Source organism: Mesorhizobium sp. M1334 (assembly GCF_040317995.1).
Taxonomy (GTDB): Bacteria; Pseudomonadota; Alphaproteobacteria; order Rhizobiales; family Rhizobiaceae; genus Mesorhizobium.
This window is the reverse complement of sequence record NZ_JAMYLM010000015.1, coordinates 1-19,961: the sequence shown is the minus strand read 5'-3', so window position 1 is coordinate 19,961 and position 19,961 is coordinate 1. Positions and strand designations below refer to the sequence as shown.

Here is a 19,961-nt window from a genome sequence, read left to right as displayed (position 1 = left end):
CCGTCATATGGCGGTTCCACGACGGCACTGGCGGCAGTCGTCTTCTCAGCGGCTACAGGTGGACGTTTCAGCAGCCAACGAATCCGATGGTGGCAAGGACAGGCAGACCAAGCACCGCGTAGAAGCCGTACTCCGCTGGAGTTCGCCTCGGAAGTGGAGCGACAAGGGCCTGATTTGTCTTGCCATGCCGACATTGTCAGCACGCTTTTCGAAGCCTCTGAATTCCTTAGTGTCCATCCCAGCTCGACCTCCGACCATCCCCATTTCCGGCTGCCCGCGGCACGACAGCCCTTGGCCTCTAGCTGCGCTCGAGCGGATCAGCGTGCCGTCCGCCTCCTCTGGCTGATCAAAATGTCTGCACCCATTTGGCAATGGCCGCTTCGCGCAAAAGTATTCCCCCGTGAGCCGGCTTTCCGAATTGGCTTAACTTCCAAATCTGTGGCTTTGCCTGCATTGCGGAGCGCGGAGTTCCGACCACTCGCCCAAGGGTATGCCATGGCGTTTCGTCTCTTTGTTCCGATCCTTGCCGGTGCAACGCTGCGCGAGCGGCTGCTCGCCTGCATCGGGGCCATGATCGGCATCGCATTGACTGGCGTGATCAGTGCGCTGGCGAACGGGTCTGGCCCACATGTCGCACTGCTGGTTGCTCCAATGGGAGCATCGGCCGTGCTGCTCTTTGCCGTGCCTTCAAGCCCGCTGGCGCAACCTTGGTCGATTATCGGTGGCAATACGATTTCGGCGCTGGTCGGGGTGATCGTGGCGCATTTCGTGCGTGAACCCGTTCTTGCTACCGGCATTGCGGTGGCGCTGGCCATCGCCGCCATGTCGTTCACGCGCTGCCTGCATCCGCCGGGTGGCGCCGCCGCCTTAACTGCGGTGTTCGGCGGACCGGCCGTCTTCAGTTCCGGCTTGCTGTTTCCCTTCGTTCCGGTAGCGCTGAACTCGATCGTGCTGGTCGCACTCGGCTACGGCATCCATAAACTGTCGCGGCGCAACTATCCACATGTGGCGGCCCCCGCCCTTAAAAGCGCGCATGGAACCATCGATCCGCCGGCGCGGGAGCGGGTCGGCTTCCAGCCCGAGGATATCGATGCCGCGCTCGGCGCGCTGGAGGAAACCTTCGATATCGACCGCAACGATCTTGAGCGGCTGCTGCGGCAGGTCGAGTTGCAGGCGATGGTGCGCTCCCACCGCACCCTGCTGTGCGAGGACATCATGTCGCGCGATGTGATTTCGGTCGATGAACATGCGCCTGCCGACCAGGCGCGTCATTTGCTGCTCGATCACAACATCCGGACGCTGCCGGTGACCGACGCCGACGGCGGGCTGGTCGGTGTAGTTGGCCTGCGCGAGCTGACGAAGGCGACCGACGCGGTGAGGGCTGTGATGTCGAAGGCTGGCACCGCCTCTCCCGATACGCCGGCGATGAGCCTGCTGCCGGTCCTCACCGACGGCCGCAGCCATGCCGTGGTCATCGTCGATGCCGAGCGACGCATTATTGGGCTGATCACCCAGACCGACCTGCTGGCAGCGGCAGCGCGCGTGCACATGGCGGACACAACGCTGGCAGCGGCATAAAATAGTGATCCGGACTTGCTCAATCCGGGAACCCGATGGGGCGCCAATAGGATAGTGGTATTAAGTGCGCCTTCCGCCTAAGACAATTCCTTTTTACGAGTAGATCAACCCTGAAACGCGACCGCGTGCTCAGGCATCTGGTTCACGTAGGCCAAGTACGACTGCAACAACGGAACACTCTTCAACCTTGCCGGTGGCCGGAGCCAGTCCGCTATGTCGACTAAAGGCGTGCGGACTACAAATGGAACCATCTGGTGGACGGCTCCTCTGCAACGATGGTAGCGCGGTTCGCATGTCCAAGGCTGGCTTGAAGCTCTACGTCGCGGGTTGAATGATCCTTGGCAAGGGTCGCGGCTCAGACGCCGAGGACGCGGTTCGCAATTCCATGCAGGTGGTCCTTTCCTTTGGTTCCTGCATTTCGCCTATGGTGAGGCGCGGCCGACTCCCCTCATGCATCACGCCGACGACCGCCGCTTCCTCGCCGCGCCAAGGGTTTGACTAGGCCGACGATAGACCATGCGATAAGCAATTCCGAAACGATGTGGCTTCCTTGCGCCAAGTCGGCTCTGTCGAACAGCGATGTCAACATGATCCTGAGTTCGGAGGGTTCGCCGCGCATCAATCCTATAACCTTGATGACGTTCCTGACTAGGAGGATGAGGCTGCTCCAACACGTCCACGGTGTTAGGAATTGCCATTGCACGAGTTGATCTCGGACTTCTTCGTCGCGCATCGCCAATTTCCAGCCCAATACCGCGCCTACGCTTGGTACCCCAACCACGCGGCCTATCGCCCTCATGCCCGCTTCGAGGACCCTCCAGGATCGGGCCTGTTCGGATAGGTGTGGGAGGCCGAGGCATCAGAGGGAACGGCCAGACGCTACCATGAGGATGCGCCAGCTGCCGAAGAGCCGTACCGTTACCTTCGTCACTGTGCGCAACGCGGGGCGACCGTCGCTTCAGCCATCCGGCTTTGGGTGTCATTTCTCCCCTGGCGGAGTTCACCGCCCCCGACAAAAGCCTGACCTTTGCCAGTCTTCTACGGGCAAGCGTTCGCGCCAAAAGTTCAAAGCCGCGTCCATAACATTCAACAATGAAAGCCAGCCTCATCAGATCGAGCAGAAAGTCGTCGATGGCATGTGTGAGCGCGTCAGACTTTTGTTCAAGCTGAAGCAGCAAGGCGCGCGCCTCTTCGATCGCGGCCCGGCAACCGTCTGCGATTATCAGGAATCAATCCTGTCTAAGATCTGCAAGCCCTCACCTCGCCCCAAGCCAGACTCAGCGCATTGAACGCCGTTGGAGAGAGTTTCCGACGAAAGAACATCGTCGCGTTTCGCGAAAAGGCATCGCTGGGCAAAGTGCCCGTTGATGAAGCATGCTGCGTCAAACGACAAGCAAGAATCCGGGCTCCACCCCGTGATGTCTTCGAAGGCGGGGTGGGCCGGCTCGGGCATGCGTCTCGGCCGCAACCCTTAATCACGAGGAACTGTGCCGCAAGGCAAACAGTTTCTCTCTATTCTTCTAGCCGCCACGGTTCAGCCTAGATTACATGGGAAACGGCAATAACGCAAAGCAAAGGTTGGCAAAATGAGTAGGGTGGCTGGATCAAATGATGATTTGGCTGCACCAACGACCTTTGCGCCACTTTTGCAGCCCACCTTTCGTTCGATCTGGCTCGCCACGCAAGTCTCGAGCCTCGGCTGGTTGATGCAGACTGTTGCCATCAGTTGGCTGATGGCTACCATCTCGACTTCCGATCTGATGGTTGCGCTGGTGCAGGCTTCATCGAACCTGCCCGCTTTCATTTTGTCCGTGTTCGCCGGGGTTCTCGCTGACAATTTCAGCCGTCGCAGGGTTATGTTCGCGGGCCGCTGCCTTATGGTGATAGCATCTGCGATGCTGACCGCTGTTGTAGCGCTGGGCTTTCTCGACCCATGGATGATTCTCGGCTTCAGCTTTTTAATCGCATGCGGCGGCGCTCTCAACGATCCCGCCTGGCAGGCGTCGGTTGGCGATATGGTGGACCGGCGCGATGTTCCCGCTGCCGTTACCCTGCTTTCCGTTGGCTTCAACACCGTACGGACCGTGGGCCCGGCGCTCGGCGGCATCGTGGTTGCCTCCTTCGGGCTTTTGGCCGCTTTTACCGTGACCACCCTCACCTATTTGGTACCCTTGGCCACCATATGGCGCTGCAAGTGGAAGGTCCGCTCGTCGCCTCTTCCGCGCGAGTCGATGAGGAGGGCCATCTATGACGGGCTGCGCTTCACGGCGATGTCATCGGAAATCAAAGCGGCGATCGCACGCGGAACCCTCTTTGGCCTGGCGAGCATCGCCATACTCGCGCTGCTGCCGCTGATTGTCCGCGACCAGTTGGGAGGAGGCCCGCTCGCCTATGGCACGCTCATGGCAGGTTTCGGAACAGGCGCGGTCTTCGCCGGCCTCTCCAACAGCCTGTTCAGACGGAGCTTGTCGCAAGAACAGCTGATGAGGCTCTCCTGCGTCGCCTGCGCGGCGTGCTCCCTCTCCCTGGCGCTTACCTCTTCGATCGGCGTGGCGGCAATTGCACTTGCTTTGGGCGGCGCAGGCTGGGTCACTGCCTGGTCCGGGGTTGGCGTGAGCGTGCAGCTGGCAAGCCCGCGCTGGGTCGTGGGGCGCACGATCTCCATCTACTATGCATTGATAGACGGCGGCATAGCGGCCGGCAGCTGGGTGTGGGGCACCGTTTCCCAGAACCATTCGCTGACCTGGGCGCTAGAGGGTTCCGCTGCGGCCCTGCTGCTCGTTGCTGCAGCCGGCGTTCTGTTTCCTCTTCGCGAGCGCCGCGAGTCCGAGCCCGATCCTTTGGAGGAATTCGACGCCCCAGCTGTCGCTCTCAGTTTGAAGCCGAGAAGCGGCCCGATCGTGGTCAAGATCGAATATCTGATAGCCGAGAGAAATGTCGAGGCCTTCCTCGACCTCATGCGGCAGCGGCGTCATGTACACAGCCGCGTCGGTGCTCGGAACTGGACGCTCCAGCGCAACCTTCAGAAGCCTATGCAGTGGACAGAAACGTTCCGAACGCCGACCTGGACCGACTACCTTCGCCTCAATCATCGTCTCACGGAAGTAGACAAGGAACTGGACGAGCGTGTCTTCCAGTTACACGCGGGAGAGAAAGCGCCTCAAATGACGCTTTCGATTGAGCGGCCGACAAGCTCGGCCCGGAAACCCGACCAGTCAATCCTACACCTTCCCCGTCATTGAAGCCTGACCTTCCCATATCTGGGCATCAGCGATCGTTAAAGATCCGGGTGATGGATGAGAATCTCGGCGGCATCCGTGTCGTGCGTGCCTTCGCCGCGCAGCCGCACGAGCTGGAAAAGTTCGACCGCGCCAAGCAGGACGCGCCTTGATCTCGCCAATGAGCGCGTTGACATCCGTGTCGGCAACACCAGCGCCATGAATTTCTCGTTCCTGACCGCCATGGGCCTGGTGCTCTGGTTCGGTGGCCAGAAAGTGATCGCAGGTCAAATCAGCGTCGGCACGCTGGCCCTGTTGCTCACCTTCATGACCATTCTACAGATGCCGGTGCGCCAGCTCGGATTGATGGTCAACTCGTTCGCGCGCGCCTCGACCTGCGGCACGCGGCTGTTCGAGTTGCTCGACGCCGAACTTGACATCGAGGACGCGGCGGGCGCCAGGGATCTCGTCGTCACCGACGGCGTGCTGCGCTTCGACAATGTCGGTTTCTGCTACGCGGGCTCGGGCGGCCGCCCGACGCTCTCCGGCATCTCCTTCGAGGCGAGCAATGCATCGCCGTCTAGGCAAGGCGAATGCTCCGGACTTCCCAGCCTTGCTTGCCTTCCCCGCATTCGACAAACACCTTCTGTCCCGCCACCAGCACGCTGAGCCCTGAGCGCGTCAGGGCGCTGGCATGAACGAAGACGTCCTTCTCACCGTTGTCAGGAGCAATGAAGCCGAAGCCCTTTTCGGGTTTGTACCACTTGACCGTGCCCCCGCTCTCCAGCTGCGCACCGGTTTCAACGAAGGTCCCTCCAGCGACGCGCGTATGTGACGGAGTTTTCGCGCGGTGATCGCCGATCTCCAGCACCTGCGCGACTTGATGACCTTTTGGACTTTTTTCGACCGTGATCTTGAGAGGCGTTCCCGCGGCAACATCCCGGCTTCCGGCCGCCTCTAACACTCGCACGTGCAGATAGGCCTCCGTGCCGTCCGACAGTTTGACGAAGCCAAAACCCTTGCTGACTGTGAACCACAATACCTCCGCATCGACAGGATCTGCCGTCACGGTCGGCGGGCGCTGAAAATAGCTTGGCTCGGAAGTCCGTTCCGAAAAGGAAACGGGGTCATCGTCATAGCGATGCCGGCGTGGCTCGCGATGGTCTCGATATTTGCCCATGATCATCTCGAATGGCATGGATGGCGCACTGCGCTACCGTCAAGATAATCTCAATCGGGCGACGCGTGTATGTCAAAAAGGCCGTGAAGACCGCAGCTGTGCCCGGCCTATCGGCCGAACCCTTTGAAACTAGATTCATTTCCCCTGAAACAATAGTGCCGGCGAGTCGATTTACTGACTCGCATAGGTTGTGTTGGAGCGAGAGTGCGATGATGCTGGCGCGGGCGCACTGGAAGGGCTTTATCAGGCAGCGGAAAGCCTGCTCCGGGTTTCTTCAAAAGGAACCGAACGGCGGGTCGACGACCATTTGCGCCGGCTCCAGGCCACGGGGCAGGCCTGACCGTGCATGATCATCATCTCCAGCGTCACACCCAGCGTCGACGCCAAGCCGTGGAGAACCATGCCGCGCTGTCGCCGACGAGAACAACGTCGCAATGTCGATCGACGAGCTTTGAATCGGCGCACTCAATGGGCCTCCTTCCCCAAGCACGGATGTCGCGTTGGCACTTTTTGTGCAGCTGCGAAGAGCTAAAATCGCCACGACGGGTGGTGTTGACGCGCCGACAATTATCAGACAAAAACGGAATTCAATCGGTTCAGCCGCCTACGCGGCAGGGCTCTGCTCAACGACGTCGGGGACCATGGACGATCGCGCAAAAGGGATTAGGAAAGGCGGAGCTGGAGGCAAGGCCAACGACGTCAATGCGGACTTGATCGCCGTTGTGGTCGCCATGGACAGCAGCGCCCCCTGCGTTCTGACCATCCCGCAGGCAAACGCCCTGCCCTCCGGCCCGTTCGAGCTTGCTCACCGTTCGCTGCAGTCGGGCCTCAGGGGATGGGTGGAACAACAGACCGGCCAGCCGCTCGGCTATATCGAACAGCTCTACACCTTCGCCGATCGCGACAGGGTTGGCGCTGACGACCGCGTGGTCTCTATCAGCTATCTGGCGCTCACCCACCAAGACGAAGCTGGCGACCCGGCCGGGCGACACTGGGGAAGCTGGTACGACTATTTCCCGTGGGAGGATCACCGCTCCGGCACACCGGCGGTCGTGTTGGACGAATTGCGGCCGCGCCTGATGGAATGGGCGGATGGCACTGACGACGGTACGACACGCCTCGACCGACGACGGCGGGCGGCGATCGCCTTCGGCTTTGACGACCGCCATTGGAACGAGGAACTCGCGCTTCAACGTTATGAGCTGCTCTACGAAGCCGCCCTGGTGGAGGAAGCAATACGCGCCGGACATTCCGCTGCGCCCACCTCGGTGTCGGGCAGATCGATGATCGCCGATCATCGTCGCATCCTGGCGACCGGCATTGCGCGGCTGCGCTCCAAGATCAAATACCGGCCGGTCGTATTCGAACTGATGCCGCCGGTCTTCACGCTTTTGCAGCTGCAGCGCACCGTGGAGGCGCTTGCCGGCAGGCTCGTGCGTAAGCCGAACTTTCGCCGGCTGATCGAGCAGCAGGAGCTGGTCGAGGAGACCGGTGAGACAACCGCGGAAACCGGCGGCCGGCCGGCGCAACTTTATCGCTTCCGTCACGCCGTTCTCGACGAGAGGGTGATAGCCGGAACAAAATTGCCGCTCTCGCGGGCTTGACCCGCCTTGCGCCAGCAGCCCTGACGGTGTCGCGGACGGCTTGGCCCTTGTGAGAACCGGGATTGTCGAGAATGACGATGTCGCCCGGCTTCAGTGTTTTGTTGAGTTCGGTTTCGACATAGACGCGAAAGGCCTGCGTATTGATGGGTCCGTCAATGACCCAAGGCGCCTCCACCCGATCATGCCGCAGCGCGGTGATGAAGGTCATCGTCTTCCAATGGCCATATGGTGCGTGGGCCATCAGCCGCTTGCCGCGCACACCCCAGCCGCGCAACGGCGCCATGTTGGTCTTGACCCATGTTTCATCCAGGGAGACCAGGCGCGTAGGGTCAATGCGGGTCTGATAGCGCATCCATTGCGCACGCCCGCGCATCAGCTTTGGCTTGAGCTGCTCGGCCGGCAGAACGGTTTTTTTGAAGCTCTTGCCCTCGCGGTGCAGGAAGCGACCGACGCTCGCAGGAGACCACGTTCAGCCAGTGCCGCCGTCAATTGATGAAGCGTCATGTTGGCATCTCGCTCAACCTCGCCCAGGACGAAAGCACGGTGCTCCCCGTCGATCAGATAGGGCCGATGACCACCCATCTTGCCGGGTGCCGCACTGCCACGGCGACGCTTGCGGCCTCGGGCGTTTCCTGGGCGAAGGCGGTGGCGATGAAAGCCGAGACGACGCCACAGACCGGGCTGGCGGATAGTAGTTCGCGAGTCAGCCACGGTAGCGGTCGCTACGAAGCGCGCAGCACTTTGTCATCGGTACATTCCGTCCCATGCCTGAAATGAGCAGTGCAGCCATGTCGCCTCCTCCGCAGTCACCGTGGCGAAAGCAATCCTTCCGCTGCCACACGGACCTAATGTCGCCTGGCACTAGCTTGCTTCAGCAAACCACTTAGCGCAATTCTCAGGAGCTACCGTGCCCGCATCGCAGGCGAGGTCCGGGGAGGCTTGCTCACTCAGTTTGCCATTCTGGAAAGTCGCGTTCTTGCCAACGCGCATATTCGAGATATTCTCTCGCAATCGCCTCTACAAGATCTTGTTGGAGCTCTTTGCGAAGGCACGGCATTTCGCTGATTGCCAAGCTGTGCTCTCTCGCAAAATGAATGGCGCAACGATATCCGTCAACGTCTTCCAAAGTGGGACGGACTGCATCTTCCTTCCACTGATCCGCAAGTTCCTGCAACAATGAAGGTTGTCCTTCTCTTGTGACAAACATGTCTGTGACCCGACGCTTGGCTCTCTCCAGAAAGGCGTCCGAGTTGCCGAGCCGCAACCGCCTTACATGCCACCGAAAAGCGCCATCCCAATGCTGACTTCGCGCCATTAAATTGAGAAGGGAGATCGAACCGCCTTCGAGGATGAGCCCCGGCTGGGAACTACGCTCATCCACTTGCATTATCAGCTTACGATGGGCGGTCTCGGCGTCGATGATGCCCGCGGTTAGCGGGCGCGAGTCCAAGTAGATCCGCTGGGTAGATTGCAGTTCGGAATCCGAGGGACGCCCGCTGCCGGTGGCGATTTGAGGACAGCATTGTACACGATCCAGCGCAATGACCGGCCATCCGGTCTCTCGTGCAATTTGGATTGCCGCGTCTGTTTTGCCGCTGCAGGTCGGCCCGTAAATCAAATAGATTAGCATGTGTATGCCGCTCTCGGAACTAACCGCCCCCCAAGCACAAGATACTCGGTAGGCTTTCACCGGACTTGTCGCAAACATTTTGACAAGCGGCGATTATGCCCTGAAACGACGCCATTTTCGAACTTTGTGAAGTCCGAAAGGGCGCAAGCAGCCCGTTCTGGTCGTTCAGTCCGGTCACCAACGCCTCTGTTTGACGTTTGACGACGGTCCACTTTGCACATCTCATGCCGACTGTGACGCAACGCAGCACCGCAGGATGGTGACCTCGTTGTCTCCGGCAAAAGATCCTTGCGCGTCTTGGGTTAATCGAGGCGGCGGCGCACGGGCGCCTTATTGTCTCGGAACATGGCCAGGAAGGCGGCTGATCAACAAAAGTGGAAGACGGTGTCCCGACGACCTCACCGATTTGTGAGGCGACCGAGGATCTGCCCGACATCGTCGATCTCGTCCTCGAGGTGGGCCGTGTGCCGGCCGCGCCGCCAAAGCCTCCTCCCTGCCGGTCCGGCTGGAAGCCTCGTCGAAACGGCACAGGAGTACACCAAAGCCGCCAGCGCGCAAACACACAGACCGCCGGCGCCAAGGATTTGGCGCTTTTTGCGTGGCGTCCGCTCCGATCTTCCGGAAGGGGAGCTGGCTGCTGTTTTCTGGGCACTCGCTGCGCATCGCCGCTGCGCAACGCCGAACTGGACATCGAGCGGCTACGCGATGAACCGCATGGTCTGCCATTGTGAGGCTCTTGCTCGACACTAATGGCCTCTCCGAGGTGACGAGGCCGAGCCCTGACGCGCGCGTGCTGGAATGGATGACGGGCTCGATGAAGACCGCTCATTTATCAGCGTTGTGTCGATCGCCGAGATCCGGCGCGGCGCTGCCCTCATGGACAAAGGTCGGAAACGTGACGCACTGGCCGGATGGCTCGCCCGGGACCTGCCGCAGCGCTTCGAGCCGAGAGTCCTGCCCGTGGACGAACTGGTTGCCCTGGCCTGGGGCGACCTGACGGGCCTCGCGAAGCGGCGTGGCCGCGGTCTGTCATCGACGGGCTGATCGCAGCCACCGCGATTTCCTGACCCATCACATGGCGGGGATATTCATGCGCTGACGGCGAAACACCCAGATGCCCCGCACCTACCACGATCAATATGGAAACGCCTCGGTGGCAGCCACGAGGTCGATGTCATTGAAGATGAGATGAAATAGGCGGATCAGCTCTGCTTTTCGCATCCTTGACGCGCGCTTCATGACAGGCCTCGGCCAAGGGCGTCGAGTTTAGCTTCCGGTTGGATGCTTGCCCTCACCTGTGGCTATGCTTACGGCCATCCCGATCGAGAAAAGCATCGAACGCGGCAGCGACAGCGCGAATTACAAAGCGATGCTCCCGCCGTACGCGGACAAAACCGTTTTCGAAGTCCACTATCCCGTCCTCGGCCAGCATCGCCAAGCGTTCAGCTGAATCGAGAAGACGGATCGGATCAGATCCGTGGGCGGCACAGATTGCCTGCACATCGGCCTCGAGATCGCACATTAGTCGCTCGATAATTGCGGCTCGCACGCGGTCGTCGTCGGTGAGGCGATAGCCCTTTGACGTCGCCAGACGGCCAGCTGCGATGTGCTGGATGTAGGAATCCCGTGTAACTTCGTTTTGGACGTACCCCTCGCCGACGCGGCCGATAGCCGACACGCCGAAACCGATCAGGGTTCTGCAGGTGGTGGCCGAGTAGCCCAGCGAGTTACGCCGCAGGCGACCCGTTTTCTGTGCCAGCGCGAGCTCGTCGTCCGGCAAGGCGAAATGGTCGAGCCCGATCTCGCGGTAGCCGGCGGCAATCAGCGTCGCGGCCACGGCCGCATACTGTTCGGCGCGGGCAGCGCTGCCCGGAAGAACTGCCTCCTCGATGAGGCGCTGATTCTTTATAAGCGACGGGATGTGCGCATAGCCGAACACCGCAAGCCGGTCGGGGCGCATTGCGACCGCCGCCCTCGCGGTCTCGACGCAGGACTGCACCGTTTGATGCGGGAGACCGAAGATGAGGTCGAAGTTGATGCGGCTTACTCCATGCCGGCGCAGCATTTCCACGGCAGCCGACGTCTGCGCCTCACTCTGAACCCGGTTGATTGCTTTTTGAACAATGGGATCGAAGCTCTGCACGCCGAGACTCACACGGTTCACGCCGGCTGCTCCTAAGGCCTCGGCCATCTCGGCCGTGAACGTGCGCGGATCAATCTCGACGGCAACCGTAGCTGTTTTCGTGAGAGCGAAGCGGCGTCGCAGGAACTCCATCAGAGCCAGGAACTCGGCTGGTCCTATGAGAGACGGCGTTCCGCCGCCGAAATGCATGTCGCTCACGGGCAGCGTCTGCGGCGCTCGCTCCGAGACCAAACGGATCTCGTCACGCAGGGCCGCCAGATAGTTGACGATCGGCGCATCATGGCGGGTGATGGTGGTGGGGAAGCCACAATACCAGCAAGCTGATCGGCAGAACGGAACGTGGAAATAGAGCGACACCGGATCGTCAGCCGGCAGGTTCCTGAGCCATTCCTCGTAAGCCTCGGCGCCGACCGCCCCAGAGAACTCTGACACAGTCGGATAGATAGTGTACCAAGGCAGGCCGGCCTCGCGATATTTTGTGGTCTGCAACAGTTACCGTCCCATGCTGATAACCGCCAACCTTACCGCTGCGCTCGCCTGTGTCTTTGCGCTATGTCAGTCCGTTCCGCTTTGGGCTCGAAACTTGTATTTCTCAGCAATAGCGGCCGTTCAGTCTTGGCTGGACGGTCAGCGACTGGCCATGGCTGTTCCCGCCGCGACCCTCACGCGCACCGTTGGGTTCCACCATCCCTTCCCTTCAGCCTGCGCCTGGTCGAGTAGATTCTGCTGAGCGCGGCTGCCGCATCCAACGAGATAACACCGCGTTGGGACCAGACTTTGCTCGCCAGCTAGCGCAGCCCCATAGTGATCTCTGGCATCTCGATGAGCTCGTTGTGTGAATTGCTGGCAAGAAGCATTAGCTGTGGCGCGCCGTCTATCAGGACGAGAGGCTGCTCGACGCGACCGTCAGGTCGGCCGCAATGCCAAGGCCGGCGCGCCTACTGACTCCGTGGCGGAGGCAAGGCTGCGCGTCAGCGCGTGATTACCGATCATCGCGCTCGCCAAAATGACGGCGTCGTACCGAGCGGTGCCGCCGCATGATGTCTCAACGTCGGGGCTCACAGCAAACAAAGCTGTCGCCATTGAACGAAACTGTCGCGAAGCGAACAGACGAACCGTAGCCGAAACGTTTGCCATTCGTGCTTGGGTTGATCCGCAAGGCAAAAAGGAAGGAAGAGCGAACCAAGGTCCGCCGGCAACCTTGAGCTTCAAGCCGCAGCTGCGTCGTCAGGATGGCATGTCATTTGCAGTAGAAGCCTTTGTGACGGCCCGCCCACAACTAGCGGAGATGACGGGGATGATTTGTACAGAAATGTTGGATGGCGTCGTTTCGGCGATTATTATATTTGTAATAACAATGGCATATTTGTAACAATAACAGCCAAATCATATTCTCAATTTCTGATGAATATCTGGCGTGACGAGCGCATCAAAACTGCTAAAATTCAAATCAATGCGCATCGTTATCGATTGTTTCCTTAGCAAGAGTTCATCACTAACGTCCATTCCTTTTACTCTTTGAACGGAGATCAACAATGAACATTAGGAGCCTCCTCCTCGGCTCAACTGCGGCACTGATTGCCGTTTCCGACGCTCGCGCCGTGACCGCCGTTGCCGAGCCTGACCCGACTGAGTACGTTAAAGTCTGCGACGTCTACGGCTCGGGCTACGTCTACATTTCAGGCACTGAGACCTGCGTGCGCATCGGCGGCTATGTCCGTTACGACGTCGGCTTGGGCCATGTCGGACTGGTTGATCACGCAAGAACGTCGGATGTGAGAACTGGTGAGCATCAGGGCACATGGCAAAACAACACGCGCTTCACATTGAAAACTTGGACCGGCCAGGAGACCGAACTCGGTACGTTGAAGACCTACACCGAAACCCGCATGAACTTCGGCAACCGCCACACTTCGGTTTCGGACAGTTCTCGGTCCTATGCCTTCAACGGAGACAGCACCTTGACTTTCGCCTGGATTCAGCTTGGTGGCCTCCGAGTTGGTAAGGACTGGTCGGCCTTCGACATGTTTATTGGCGGCGCGGGTGACGTACTCAACCAGACGCCGGTTCCATACGGCGCTTTCGATACCAATGTGGTTCAGTACTACTTCGACCCCGGGAACGGCTTTTCGGCCGTGGTTTCGCTCGAAGAAGGCTCGGGCGTGGTCGGCACAATCGACAGCTACGCACCGCACGTAGTCGGCGGCTTGAAATACACACATGGCTGGGGCGCGATCACCGGCGTTGCCGCTTATGATAGCAACTACGAATCGGTGGCCGCCAAGGTCCGTGTCGACATCAATGTCACCAACGAACTGTTGCTGTTCGGAATGCTCGGCTACGGTTCCAACGGCAAGCTCAACGACGACTCCACGAACGCCATCGACGCTCATGGTCGCGGCTTCTATAAGAGTTGGGGCGGGAACTGGGCTTTCTGGGCTGGCGCCACTTACAAGCTCAACGAGACAACTTCGTTCAAGCTTCAGCTCTCCGGTAATCAGCTCAAGAACCATGGTGTCGCTGCAAACGTCGCCTATGCGTTTCTTCCAGATTTCACAGTTACGGCGGAACTCGACTATGGCCGATACGGTAACTTCGCCGTCGGCAAGGTGGACGGCGCTTCCAACATGAATTGGACCAACGCCAACAAGAAGAGCAGTGTCGGCGGAATCCTGCGTTTCGAACGCTCATTCTAACGGATGAAAGGGCGCTGAGGCAGGCATCGCATGTACTTGTCGTCGGCGGATCGGACTCCAGTGGGGGTGCCGGAATCGCGCGCGATATCGAGACGCTCTCCTCCATGGGCGTGCGCAGCTGCCTTGCCGTCACTGCGCTGACGGTGCAAACACACGACAGCGTCACGGACATCCTTCATCTGCACCCGGTCTGGTGGCCGATCAGATGCGTGCAGCGATCTCGCGGGCGTCGCGGCGTAGTGAGCGCGGGCGCGGCCGTGATGATCGTGGCGGGAGGGAGAGGTAAGGAGCGTCTTTCCTTTGAGAATTCGCGTTTACGGGTACCCACGATGCACAACGGGCGAGTTTTTCAAAGAGGCGCGTCCTCCTTCGAAGCGCTTCGGAGGGCCAGGCTCTAGGCTCGCCCCGAGCCCCTGCGTAGCCTGCGGGGGAGCTGGGTCTCGGCCCATCCGGGTAGTATCCTTCGCGCGGCTATGGAAACGATCGCACTTGCCGATTGTCGCATAAAAAACTTGTTATCGCACGACTTAAAAAACTTGCAACTTCACAGCATCATTGACTTGTCGCCTATCAGCACTATATACTTGTAATCGCCCAGCTCTAAAAACTTGCAAAGGCACGGCCATGGCCAAGCCCCATGAAAAACTAGCTGTATCACTGGCCGTCCTCAAAGAGCTGCAGGAGGGTGGGCGGCGCATATTCAAATCAAATGAGCTGACCCGCGTCCACCGGGAGCGGCTGCTGCAGAACGGGTTCCTGCGCGATGTTATCAAAGGCTGGCTCATGTCGACCGGCCCGCAGGCACGGCAGCAAGACACCACCCCTTGGTACGCGAGCTTTTGGGAGTTCTGCTCCCTTTACTGCAATGACCGGTTCGGCAAGGACTGGTTCCTGTCACCGGAGCAGTCGCTGCTTCTGCACGCGGAAGCGCCCACTATTCCGCCTCAGGTGGTGGTGAACACCCCCAAAGGCACGAATAACAAAATCGACCTGCTGTTCGGCACTTCGCTCTATGACCTCAAGGTCAAGGAGATGCCGGCCGAACTGACAGAGAAAAACGGCCAGCGCGTGTTCACTGTCGAGGCCGCCCTTACCCGGGTGCCGGAAGCGTTCTTCCAGCGCGCCCCTATCGAGATGCAGATCGCCATGGCGTCGGTGCGCGACGTATCAACCGTTCTGGCCCTGCTGCTTAATGGCGGCCATTCCGCCGTGGCGGGACGGCTTGCGGGGGCCTTCCGTCGCGTAGGACGCGACTCCTTTGCCGATGAAATCGTGGCCGCCTTCAAAGCCGCCGGCTATGACGTGCGCGAATCCGATCCGTTCGCGGGACAAATTGGAGTGACAACCATTGCGGCGGGCGTACCGCCGTTGGTCGCCCGCCTGCGCGCGATCTGGCAATCGCAGCGCGAAGCCATCATCGAGATATTCCCGAAGGCACCCGGACTGCCGTCCGACAAAGACGCCTACATGAAGTTCGTCGAGGATATCTACGAAAGCGACGCCTACCATTCGCTGTCGATAGAAGGGTACAGCGTCACCCCGGAACTCATCGACCGGGTGCGCGAGGGGAGCTGGAATCCGCAGATTGATGAAGAGGACCGCAAGAACCGAGATGCGCTTGCCGCGCGTGGCTACTACCTCGCATTCCAGAAGGTCAAAGACTCTGTTGCCGCGATCATCAACGGCAAGCCAGCCGGCGCGCTGACGCGGGACACTCACCGGGAGTGGTACCGGGAGCTGTTCGCGCCGTCAGTGACCGCCGGCATCCTCAAAGCCAGCGCGCTTGCGGGATATCGCAATCACCCTGTGTACCTGCGCGGCTCGCAGCACGTGCCGCCGCGTACCGAAGCGGTGGCCGATGGTATGAATGAGCTGTTCGACCTGCTGGAGGCGGAGAAGGAGGCCTCCGTGCGTGCCGTGCTGGGGCATTGGCTTGTGGGCTATGTGCACCCCTATCCGGACGGCAACGGACGAATGGCGCGGTTTCTCATGAACGCGATGCTGGCTTCAGGCGGTTACCCCTGGACAGTCGTCAGAGTCGATGACCGGAAGGCCTACCTCGCAGGGCTGGAGGAGGCGAGCGGCAATATGAATGTGAAATCATTCGCCGCCTTTCTCGCCGAACGGGTGAAGTGGTCTATGGAGAAGGCGGCGTGAGGTCGTTGGTGTGCCATGTTTAACTTGCTTGTCTCGGGCCACGGCGAGTGGTGGGAAACGCCGCCGTTCACGTCAACCATTGACCGGTTCAAGGAATATAGCGGCGCCGAGGCCGAGGCTATCGACCTCGCGCGCCCTGAAACATTGCGCCGGCTGGAGGAAATCCCGGCGCTGTTGATGTACGAAGTCGGGGCGGGAGGCCCGCACGCGCGCGTGGTCCGGCACGGCCGCATACGCAATATCGTTCGGCGCGGACACGAACTGGCCTTCACCTTCGAGCCCGATCCGGAACATGCCTTTCTCGACCGGTCAGCGGTGTTGAGAATTGCGGACCGGCTGGGCGTTCAACAGTTCGAACAGCACCGTACGCACTGGGCTATCAAGGATGGTGACATTCCGGCCGAGCTGATTGCCACCGGCACTGCTGAACGGGCGCAGCGCACCGTTGCCGTGGTTGCGGCAGAATATGTAGAAGCGCGCCGCGAGGGACGAAGGAGAGAAGCTGCCGAACTGGCCGAAGAACTGGAGGATTTTCCTCCCTCGCTGGAGAAAGCACTGTCGCTCGTGCCGGCGCGTATCCTTCAGCAGCCGACGCCCGAATTATACCCGATCCTTGGGATAGAGCCCCGCACGCCCGAAGGCCGCAACGCCGTCGTGGCCGTCGTCGCAAGGGATCACAATGGGCAGGACTTGCCTGCCGACTGGTCTTATTCGCTGGCGTGGTTCCTGGACCTTTACGGCAGCGCCACGGAAGCGGGGCGCCTTGACGGCGCGCTGGCCGAATGCGCAACGCATATGATCGCGCTCGGCACTGGCGAGGGAGAAGCCGCCGCCCCGGTTGAAGATATCGGCTACGCACTCTGGCGCTGTTCGCGAAGCCCGAAACTTATCGGCGATCTGCGCCGGGAAATTGCGGTCCTGACTGATCGCCTCGTGCGCCGCCAGGAGGGTGGGGGCTACTGGAATGAAACTAGAGAAGGGGTTCCCCGGCCCGGCCTGCGCGCCACGGCCCTTGCGACAGTCGCCCTTCAGCGGCTTGGCGATGACCGCTACCACGACGCAATTCGGAAAGCCGTGTCATGGCTGATCACACAAGTTATTCCTGACACAGGCGCGCTTCCGCGCGACGCGGGCGACGACGATCCCGAGGTCATCGCCACGACACTCGCGATGGAGGCTATTCGCCGGTCTGATTTTGTCGATGACGTGCCCCACGTGCTGGCGGCTGGAGATGCCTGGCTGGTCTCCGGTCAGACCGTGCTGGGAGGCTGGCAGGCAGAGCCGTGGGCAGAGGATTTTGTCGCGGCCTTGGTGCTTGAATATCTCGCGCGCCAAAACGAGATGCTGCCGCAGGTCGATGGCTTTCTCCTGATGGCGCGCGACTTCTTCCGCAAGGCAGAAGAGCTGCAGCTGGAAGGCGGCGCCAATAATCGGCGGCTTGCTGCCATAGCGACCGTGCATGCTGTGGAAATGTTCCTCTATGGGCTGTTTGAGCGGCGGGAAGATTTGGCGCTGTCAGCCTTCCGCGAAAACGGCACTGAGACGCTCGGCCCCCGGGAAGCGCTCGGCGCTCTGCAGGCTGCGTTGCAACGGATCGAGGTGCTGCACGCGCCGCAACGGCTGTCCCACCGCGACAATCTGAGTGCGTTGGTCGGGCGGCGTGACGGGATCATCCATCGCGCTCACGAAATTAGCGAAGCGGAACTCAGAGACGGGATGAAGCATGCCCGGCGCTTTATCGAAAAGTATGCCCGGTCGCTGCTCGACTTGAACCTGTTGCAGTGAATGTACGTGATTGAGGGGGATGATGAAAAGAAGCGATATTCCAAAGGATGTTATGGCGGCTATTCCGCAAGGCTGCGGAAGAACATGGGGGCAGCGATGCCCCGGCGACATGGCCCCGGATGTGCTGATGACCGGACGTTACCAGTTCGGCAGCAACGAGCGCCGATGGCGACGACATTCTCGGCGATGCCTACGAATATCTGATGCGCCATTTCGCGACTGAGAGCGGAAAGAGCAAAGGCCAGTTCTACACCCCCGCCCAAGTCAGCCGCATGTCGGCGCGGCGATGATCGGTTGGTTCGGCACCGCCATGCTCTGCTACGTCACGCCGAAGGAGCATCTCGGTCTTCCCGATCGCAACGATGTCAAAATCGGCGTGATCACCTACAAGATAGCCGCCCATGCCGCCGACCTGGCGAAGGGTCACCCGGCGGCAAAGATCCGCGACGAAGCGCTGTCGCGGGCCAGATTCGAGTTCCGCTGGGAGGACCAGTTCACCTGTCGCTCGTTCCCGAAACAGCGCGGTCCTTCCACGATCAGACCTTGCCCAAGGAGGCGCACAAGCTGGCGCATTTCTGCTCGATGTGCGGACCGAAATTCTGCTCCATGCGCATCTCCCACGACATTCGGGCCACGGCGCAGAAGGAAGGCATGGCGGCGATGGCGGCGAAATACCGCGCAGGCGGCGATCTTTATATGCCGGTGGAAACGCCCGCGGTAGAAAAACAGGCCTCAGTGCAGGAAGATCAGGGGGCGCGCTGAGCCATGCGCCGCATTCTTGTCAAAGGCGCCGGTATGGCAGGCCTCACCGTCGCCCATGAATTGGCCGCGCGGGGTGCATCCGTCACGGTTGCTGAAATTCGCAGCCAGATCGGCGGCAATGCCTCCTGGCTCGCCGACGGCATGCTCGCCCCTTGGTGCGAACGCGAAAGCGCCGAGGAGGCGGTCGTCACTTTCGGCAACGTTGCAGCCGACTGGGGCGTCGTCTTCCTTTTCGAGACGGGCGAGGTCGGCCTTTCCGGCTTTGATCAGGTGATCGACTGCGCTCATCCGGCGTTCGGTGAGGCCGAAATCGTCGAGACGGGAGTGGGTGTGCGCCCTGCCTATCCCCACAATCTGCCGCGGGTGAAGCGCTGGAAGGACGGCACGATCACGATTAACGGCCTTTACCGGCATGGTTTCCTGCTTTCACCGGCCATGGCCGAGCAGGCTGCCAGCGTTCTCTTCAATTCATCTGCCGACAAGGAGCCTGAAAATGAGCTGATCGTCAACGGTGAAGCGCTTGAAGCCAAGGCAACGACGCTCGACGCTCTTTTGAAGGAGCTTGACTATGAGGGCGGCTGGCTCGCCACAGCGCTCAACGCAAGCGATCCGCGCTTGACCTGGTCTCGGTCGGTGCCGCCACCGCGTCACCAGCCTTTTCGACTTTCTCCGCCAGAGCAATATCACAGAGCGATGAAAGCGACGCGAGCCAAGTCACTGCTTCACGCTACTACCTTCGCCTTCCCTCACTGATCCCCGAAAAGGTATCCCGAGGTTCACCCAGCGCGATTTGTCCTCGTTCTGACAAGTCCGCTTTCAGCCTATCGAGCGCAACACGGGCCGCAGGCAGTGCCGTCTCCGAACCGTCTCCGAACAGACAGTGCAGCGGCCGCCATGCATTTGGCTCTGCGAGATGAAAGTCACCTTCCGTCGCGCTTGGGACTCCGATAACAAGGTTCTCGGGCGAACCGAGGCGCGGGGATAAAAGCACCGGCGCCCACAATGCCCGGATGTGATGAGCTCGGCGAGGAAAGTCACTACGGTCGTGTCCCATAAGGTGGTGTAGCTCGGCGGTTACGAAGCCGCTCGCGAGCGCGCCCTCAACAGCGCTGTAGATGCTATGGGCGGCGGCGAGCGTGTGGCACCCTCGACGCTGTTGAGCAGCTACCTAAGGAGCGCCCCATGTCACCATCCTTTGATGCAAGCAA

General features: G+C 60.5%; 13 protein-coding genes and 7 pseudogenes. 14 read left to right on the top strand and 6 right to left on the bottom strand.

Annotated elements, in window-relative coordinates; translation table 11 throughout:
- Nucleotides 1-495 precede the first annotated feature (495 nt).
- Nucleotides 496-1,578, top strand: a complete 1,083-nt coding sequence (locus tag NKH17_RS22635; RefSeq protein WP_352452638.1) for an HPP family protein — start codon at nt 496-498, stop codon at nt 1,576-1,578.
- Nucleotides 1,579-2,026: 448 nt separating this feature from the next.
- Here NKH17_RS22635 and NKH17_RS22630 read toward each other — a convergent pair whose 3' ends face one another.
- Nucleotides 2,027-2,311: a hypothetical protein gene (locus NKH17_RS22630; protein WP_352530290.1), complete on the bottom strand. Its 285-nt coding sequence runs from the start codon at nt 2,309-2,311 to the stop codon at nt 2,027-2,029.
- Nucleotides 2,312-3,164: 853 nt separating this feature from the next.
- Between NKH17_RS22630 and NKH17_RS22625 the strand changes: the two genes are divergently transcribed.
- Nucleotides 3,165-4,820: an MFS transporter gene (locus NKH17_RS22625; protein ID WP_352595614.1), complete on the top strand. Its 1,656-nt coding sequence runs from the start codon at nt 3,165-3,167 to the stop codon at nt 4,818-4,820.
- A gap of 32 nt (nt 4,821-4,852) precedes the next feature.
- Nucleotides 4,853-5,402 (top strand): annotated as a pseudogene (locus NKH17_RS22620) (ABC transporter transmembrane domain-containing protein); the annotation flags it as partial.
- On the opposite strand, the gene NKH17_RS22615 reads toward NKH17_RS22620, so the two are convergent.
- Together NKH17_RS22615 and NKH17_RS22610 are read right to left on the bottom strand one after the other, a co-directional pair.
- A complete protein-coding gene (locus NKH17_RS22615; RefSeq protein ID WP_352972302.1) occupies nt 5,377-5,994 on the bottom strand; it encodes a cold-shock protein in 618 nt (205 codons plus the stop codon). The pseudogene NKH17_RS22620 and the gene NKH17_RS22615 sit on opposite strands and share 26 nt — an antisense overlap.
- Before the next feature lie 259 nt (nt 5,995-6,253).
- A pseudogene (locus tag NKH17_RS22610) lies at nt 6,254-6,470 on the bottom strand (3-methyl-2-oxobutanoate hydroxymethyltransferase); the annotation flags it as partial.
- Nucleotides 6,471-6,617: 147 nt separating this feature from the next.
- Here NKH17_RS22610 and NKH17_RS22605 point away from each other — a divergent pair.
- Nucleotides 6,618-7,580: an NUDIX hydrolase gene (locus tag NKH17_RS22605; RefSeq protein WP_352469024.1), complete on the top strand. Its 963-nt coding sequence runs from the start codon at nt 6,618-6,620 to the stop codon at nt 7,578-7,580.
- 73 nt (nt 7,581-7,653) lie between these two features.
- Here the strand turns inward: NKH17_RS22605 and NKH17_RS22600 are convergent.
- Nucleotides 7,654-7,863 (bottom strand): annotated as a pseudogene (locus tag NKH17_RS22600) (IS630 family transposase); the annotation flags it as partial.
- Between the two features lie 209 nt (nt 7,864-8,072).
- Between NKH17_RS22600 and NKH17_RS22595 the strand changes: the two are divergent.
- Complete coding sequence (locus tag NKH17_RS22595; protein WP_352452632.1) at nt 8,073-8,357, top strand: hypothetical protein; 285 nt, start codon at nt 8,073-8,075, stop codon at nt 8,355-8,357.
- A 166-nt stretch (nt 8,358-8,523) separates the two neighbouring features.
- Here the strand turns inward: NKH17_RS22595 and NKH17_RS22590 are convergent, their stop codons facing one another.
- Entirely contained in the window at nt 8,524-9,210 is a 687-nt protein-coding gene (locus NKH17_RS22590) for an isopentenyl transferase family protein (RefSeq protein WP_352474847.1), read from the bottom strand.
- Nucleotides 9,211-9,937: 727 nt separating this feature from the next.
- Here NKH17_RS22590 and NKH17_RS22585 point away from each other — a divergent pair.
- Nucleotides 9,938-10,274 (top strand): annotated as a pseudogene (locus tag NKH17_RS22585) (PIN domain-containing protein); the annotation flags it as partial.
- Between the two features lie 227 nt (nt 10,275-10,501).
- Here NKH17_RS22585 and hemN read toward each other — a convergent pair.
- Complete coding sequence (hemN, locus tag NKH17_RS22580) at nt 10,502-11,842, bottom strand: oxygen-independent coproporphyrinogen III oxidase (RefSeq protein ID WP_352972299.1); 1,341 nt, start codon at nt 11,840-11,842, stop codon at nt 10,502-10,504.
- A 517-nt stretch (nt 11,843-12,359) separates the two neighbouring features.
- Here hemN and NKH17_RS22575 point away from each other — a divergent pair.
- The 8 genes and pseudogenes from NKH17_RS22575 to NKH17_RS22540 form a co-directional block, all read left to right on the top strand.
- Nucleotides 12,360-12,725 (top strand): hypothetical protein, encoded by a 366-nt coding sequence (locus NKH17_RS22575; RefSeq protein ID WP_352972296.1) that lies wholly within the window; start codon nt 12,360-12,362, stop codon nt 12,723-12,725.
- 163 nt (nt 12,726-12,888) lie between these two features.
- Nucleotides 12,889-14,049, top strand: a complete 1,161-nt coding sequence (locus NKH17_RS22570) for a porin (protein ID WP_352972293.1) — start codon at nt 12,889-12,891, stop codon at nt 14,047-14,049.
- A gap of 14 nt (nt 14,050-14,063) precedes the next feature.
- Nucleotides 14,064-14,272: pseudogene (locus NKH17_RS22565) on the top strand (bifunctional hydroxymethylpyrimidine kinase/phosphomethylpyrimidine kinase); the annotation flags it as partial.
- Nucleotides 14,273-14,673: 401 nt separating this feature from the next.
- Nucleotides 14,674-16,206: a Fic family protein gene (locus NKH17_RS22560; protein ID WP_352549307.1), complete on the top strand. Its 1,533-nt coding sequence runs from the start codon at nt 14,674-14,676 to the stop codon at nt 16,204-16,206.
- A gap of 15 nt (nt 16,207-16,221) precedes the next feature.
- Nucleotides 16,222-17,991: a prenyltransferase/squalene oxidase repeat-containing protein gene (locus tag NKH17_RS22555; RefSeq protein ID WP_352972290.1), complete on the top strand. Its 1,770-nt coding sequence runs from the start codon at nt 16,222-16,224 to the stop codon at nt 17,989-17,991.
- 203 nt (nt 17,992-18,194) lie between these two features.
- Nucleotides 18,195-18,281, top strand: a complete 87-nt coding sequence (locus NKH17_RS22550) for an N-6 DNA methylase (protein WP_352549373.1) — start codon at nt 18,195-18,197, stop codon at nt 18,279-18,281.
- A pseudogene (locus tag NKH17_RS22545) lies at nt 18,266-18,753 on the top strand (phosphomethylpyrimidine synthase ThiC); the annotation flags it as partial. The gene NKH17_RS22550 and the pseudogene NKH17_RS22545, both read left to right, overlap by 16 nt.
- A 3-nt stretch (nt 18,754-18,756) precedes the next feature.
- A pseudogene (locus NKH17_RS22540) lies at nt 18,757-19,251 on the top strand (FAD-dependent oxidoreductase); the annotation flags it as partial.
- Nucleotides 19,252-19,961: the final 710 nt, after the last annotated feature.

Bases quoted from the DNA above. Each gene is read 5' to 3' on its own strand.
- NKH17_RS22550 (WP_352549373.1), top strand. From the start codon at position 18,195: ATGCGCCATTTCGCGACTGAGAGCGGAAAGAGCAAAGGCCAGTTCTAC.
- NKH17_RS22560 (WP_352549307.1), top strand. From the start codon at position 14,674: ATGGCCAAGCCCCATGAAAAACTAGCTGTATCACTGGCCGTCCTCAAA.
- NKH17_RS22605 (WP_352469024.1), top strand. From the start codon at position 6,618: ATGGACGATCGCGCAAAAGGGATTAGGAAAGGCGGAGCTGGAGGCAAG.
- NKH17_RS22575 (WP_352972296.1), top strand. From the start codon at position 12,360: ATGACGGCGTCGTACCGAGCGGTGCCGCCGCATGATGTCTCAACGTCG.
- NKH17_RS22635 (WP_352452638.1), top strand. From the start codon at position 496: ATGGCGTTTCGTCTCTTTGTTCCGATCCTTGCCGGTGCAACGCTGCGC.
- NKH17_RS22615 (WP_352972302.1), bottom strand. From the start codon at position 5,994: ATGCCATTCGAGATGATCATGGGCAAATATCGAGACCATCGCGAGCCA.
- NKH17_RS22625 (WP_352595614.1), top strand. From the start codon at position 3,165: ATGAGTAGGGTGGCTGGATCAAATGATGATTTGGCTGCACCAACGACC.
- NKH17_RS22555 (WP_352972290.1), top strand. From the start codon at position 16,222: ATGTTTAACTTGCTTGTCTCGGGCCACGGCGAGTGGTGGGAAACGCCG.
- NKH17_RS22570 (WP_352972293.1), top strand. From the start codon at position 12,889: ATGAACATTAGGAGCCTCCTCCTCGGCTCAACTGCGGCACTGATTGCC.
- NKH17_RS22590 (WP_352474847.1), bottom strand. From the start codon at position 9,210: ATGCTAATCTATTTGATTTACGGGCCGACCTGCAGCGGCAAAACAGAC.
- NKH17_RS22630 (WP_352530290.1), bottom strand. From the start codon at position 2,311: ATGCGCGACGAAGAAGTCCGAGATCAACTCGTGCAATGGCAATTCCTA.
- NKH17_RS22595 (WP_352452632.1), top strand. From the start codon at position 8,073: ATGAAGCGTCATGTTGGCATCTCGCTCAACCTCGCCCAGGACGAAAGC.